This window comes from Pseudomonas morbosilactucae (genome assembly GCF_023241665.1).
In the GTDB taxonomy this organism is placed as follows: Bacteria; Pseudomonadota; Gammaproteobacteria; order Pseudomonadales; family Pseudomonadaceae; genus Aquipseudomonas; species Aquipseudomonas morbosilactucae.
On record NZ_JALQCX010000092.1, the window covers coordinates 1 to 4,367 of the forward strand.

Consider the following 4,367-nt stretch of genomic DNA (forward strand, 5'->3'; position numbering starts at 1 on the left):
TATCCTCGACACTTCGTTGAACCCTGTGCCACAAGGTGCCAACCGGTGAACTGGTGCTCGGCGGCCTGGGCCTGGCCCGTGGTTACCATCGCCGTCCGGCGCTGACCGCCGAACGTTTTATCCCCGATCCTTTTGCCGAAGTACCGGGCAGCCGTTTGTACCGCACCGGCGACCTCGTCGTCCTATCGCGCCACGGGTGTAATTGGAATACAAGGGCCGAATCGACCATCAGGTGAAGATTCGTGGCCTGCGGTATCGACGCTGGGTGAAATCGAAGCGCGCTTGCTGGAGCAGGAAGCGGTACGCGAGACCGTGGTCCTGGCCCTGGAAGGGGTCGGAGGCCTGCAGTTGGTGGGTTATGTGGTGCCCAATGCGTTCAGCGCCGACGCCGATGTACAGGCTTCACTGCGTGAAGATCTGAAAGCGAAGCTGAAAGAAAACCTGCCGGACTACATGGTGCCGGCGCACCTGCTGTTCCTGGAAAACCTGCCGGTCACGCCGAACGGCAAGCTGGATCGCCGGGCCTTGCCGGCACCGGATGCCAGCCAGCTGCAGCAAGCCTATATTGCCCCGCAGAGCGAGCTTGAACAGCGTATTGCCAGCATCTGGCAGGACGTCCTGCGCCTGGAAAAAGTCGGAATCACCGATAACTTCTTCGAGTTGGGCGGTGACTCGATCATTTCCATTCAAGTGGTTAGCCGGGCTCGTCAGGCGGGAATCCGCTTTACTCCAAAAGAGCTTTTCCAGCATCAGACCGTCCAGGGTCTTGCCTCTGTGGCACAGATCGGGGGGGCGGTGCAGGTTATCGACCAGGGGCCGGTTATCGGGGAAGCGATCCTGTTGCCTTTCCAACAGGTGTTCTTCCATCAAGACATCCCTGAGCGTCATCACTGGAACCAGTCGGTTTTGCTTGAAACCGTGACAGCGTTGGATGCCGATCTTCTGGCTCAGGCCTTGCGGGCTTTACTGGTGCAGCATGATGCCCTGCGCTTTGGCTTCACCGAGCAGGCATCGGGCTGGCAGGCCACCTACTCGGCAATTGACGACATTCAGGATGTGCTTTGGCATCTGAACGTGACGGATAGCGCTGAGCTTGAGCGTCTTTGCGAAAAGGCCCAAGGCAGTCTGAACCTGTCACAGGGGCCGTTGCTGCGGGTGCTCCTTGCCGACATGGCCGACGGCACTCAACGCTTGCACCTGATCATTCACCACTTGGTGGTCGATGGCGTGTCCTGGCGGGTGCTGCTGGAAGATCTGCAAACCGCTTACCTTCAGTTGCAGCACGGCAAGCCAGTGACGCTGCCGGCCAAGACCAGTTCGGTCAAAGCCTGGGGCGAGCGTCTACAGGCTTATGCCAGCAGTAGCGCTTTGCACGATGAACTCGGTTTCTGGGCTGCCCAGTTGCAAGGTGTAGATACGCAACTGCCGTGCGATCGCGAACAGGCCAGCCTGCAAAACATCCATGCCGCCCATGCATTGACCTCTCTGTCCCAGTCATTGACGCAACAGTTGCTGCAACAGGCACCCGCCGCTTACCGGACTCAGGTCAACGACTTGCTGTTGACCGCTCTGGTTCGTGTCGTGGCACGCTGGACTGGAAATGCCGACACCCTGATCCAGATGGAAGGTCACGGTCGTGAGGACCTGTTCGATGATATTGACCTGACCCGCACCGTCGGCTGGTTTACCAGCCTGTTCCCGGCCCGGCTTACCGCGGCACCCACCCTGGGCGACTCAATCAAGCAGATCAAGGAGCAACTGCGGGCTATTCCGAACAAGGGCATAGGTTTTGGTGCCTTGCGTTATCTGGGGGATGAGGCTTCCCAGCAACTTCTGGCCGAGCTGGCTGTACCGCGTATTACCTTCAACTACCTGGGGCAGCTCGACGGTAATCTCGACGCTGATGAGGGCGCATTATTTTCTCCTGCCAAAGAGCATCGCGGTGCGGAGCAAAGTCTCAAGGCCCCACTGGATAACTGGCTGTCGATTAACGGCCAGGTTTTCAATGGCGAATTGAAGCTGGGCTGGACGTTCAGTCGCGAAATGTTCGATGAAGCGACCATTCAATGTTTGGCGGATGAGTATGCGGTGGAGCTTGCGGCCGTTATTGCCCACTGCTGCACCGACGGTGTGGCCAGCGTCACGCCTTCGGACTTTCCCCTGGCGAGCATGACTCAGGCACAACTCGATGAACTGCCTGTAGCAGCCAGACGTATCGAAAATATTTACCCGCTGTCGCCGATGCAGCAAGGCATGTTGTTCCACACCCTTTATGAGCAGGGGGCTGGCGACTACATCAACCAGTTGCGTGTGGATGTGACTGGGCTGGATGCCGAGCGCTTCCGCGCTGCGTGGCAGGCCACTGTGGACGTGCACGATATCTTGCGTACCAGCTTTGTGCTGGACGGCGAGTTGCAGCAGCCGTTGCAGGTTGTCCTTAAGCAGGTTGAACTGCCATTTGTGCAATACGACTGGCAAGCTCAGGCTAATCTTTCAGCCTCGCTGGAGCTGTTGTCTGAAACCGAGCGTCAGCCAGGCTTTGATCTTGCCAGCGCCCCCTTGCTCCGTCTGGCACTGGTTCGCACGGCGAAAGACACCCATCACCTGATCTACACCAGCCATCACATCCTGATGGATGGCTGGAGTAGTTCGCAGCTTCTGGGTGAAGTGCTTGAGCGTTACCGAGGGGAAACGCCTGCCGCGCAGGTTGGTCGCTACAGCGACTACATTGCTTGGTTGCAACGCCAGGACAAGCAGGCTGACCAGGCGTTCTGGGAAACGCAGTTGGCCGCCTTGGAAGAGCCGACGTTACTGGCCCAGGCGCTCGCCATGGAGGCTGAGAGTGGCAGTGGTCATGCCGAGTATTCGTGTCTGTTCGACGCTTCTCGTACCAAGCAACTGGGAGAGTTTGCCCGTCGGCATAAAGTCACGGCCAACACGCTGGTTCAGGCGGCCTGGCTATTGCTGTTGCAACGTTACACCGGTCAGGCCTCTGTGGCATTTGGTGCGACGGTGTCGGGTCGTCCTGCCGAGTTGAGGGGTGTTGAGCAACAGATCGGTCTGTTCATCAATACCTTGCCGATTGTGGCGACCTTGACTCCCGAACAGCCCGTGGCGGATTACCTGCAAGCCTTGCAGGCGCAGAACATCGCCTTGCGTGAGCATGAGCATTCGCCGTTATTCGATATTCAACGTTGGGCCGGGCGGGCAGGGGAATCGTTGTTCGATACCTTGGTGGTGTTCGAGAACTACCCGGTTTCCGAAGCGTTGAAGCACGGCGCTCCCGACGAGCTTCAGTTTGGTGAGTTGCTGAGCAGCGAGCAGACCAACTATCCGCTGACCCTGATTGTGAATCTGGGTGAAACCCTGTCATTGCAGCTCAGCTACGCCAGGTCCAGCTACAGCGAGCGCTTGATTGTCCAGTTGAGTGAACACCTGGATCTGTTGCTGACGGCGCTGGTCAACAGTGCCGAAGGCCAGTGTTTGAGCGAGCTGGATATGCTGGGTAGCCAGCGCCCGCTGATCCTGGCTGACTGGAACCCGCAACAAGCCGAATACCCGAGCAACCGTTGCATCCACGAGCGGATCACCGAGCAGGCTGAACGCTCGCCCCAGGCCATTGCCTTGAACTACGGCAGCGAGCACCTGACTTATCAGCAGCTCAACAGCCGAGCCAACCAGTTGGCCCACCGTCTGATCGAGTTGGGTGTGGGGCCGGAAGCCCGGGTGGGCCTGGCCACCGAGCGCTCGCTGGAGATGATCGTCGGCCTGCTGGCGATCCTCAAGGCCGGCGGCGCCTATGTGCCCCTGGACCCGGAGTACCCCGAAGACCGCCTGAGCTACATGATGCAGGACAGCGGCATTGCCTTGCTGTTGACCCAGCCTCATCTGCTGGAACGCTTGCCGGTTTTCGCAGGCCAGACCCTGTTGCTCGGCCAGGACCTGTCCGCCTACAGCACAGCCAATCCGGTGGTGCAGGTGGATCCGGCCAACCTGGCGTACATCATCTACACCTCCGGCTCCACCGGCATGCCGAAGGGCACGTTGTTGCCGCACCACAACGTCATGCGCCTGTTCCAGGCCACGGAGCACTGGTTCCACTTCGATGAAAAAGACGTCTGGACGATGTTCCACTCCTACGCCTTCGACTTCTCGGTGTGGGAGATCTTCGGTGCACTGATGTACGGCGGTCGCTTGGTGGTCGTGCCGTACCTGTCAGCCGCTCGCCGGAAGATTTCTACCAGTTGCTCTGCGACGAAACGTCACGGTGCTCAACCAGCCGCCGTCGGCATTCCGCCAGTGATGCATGTGGCCTGCGCCGCCGACCCGGCCGTTGCAGTCATCCTTGCCGTTACGACCGTGTTTGG

Annotated in this window: 1 pseudogene; it reads left to right on the top strand. The window is 59.2% G+C overall.

What is annotated here, in order from left to right:
* A pseudogene (locus M1B35_RS31335) lies at positions 1 to 4,367 on the top strand (condensation domain-containing protein); the annotation flags it as partial.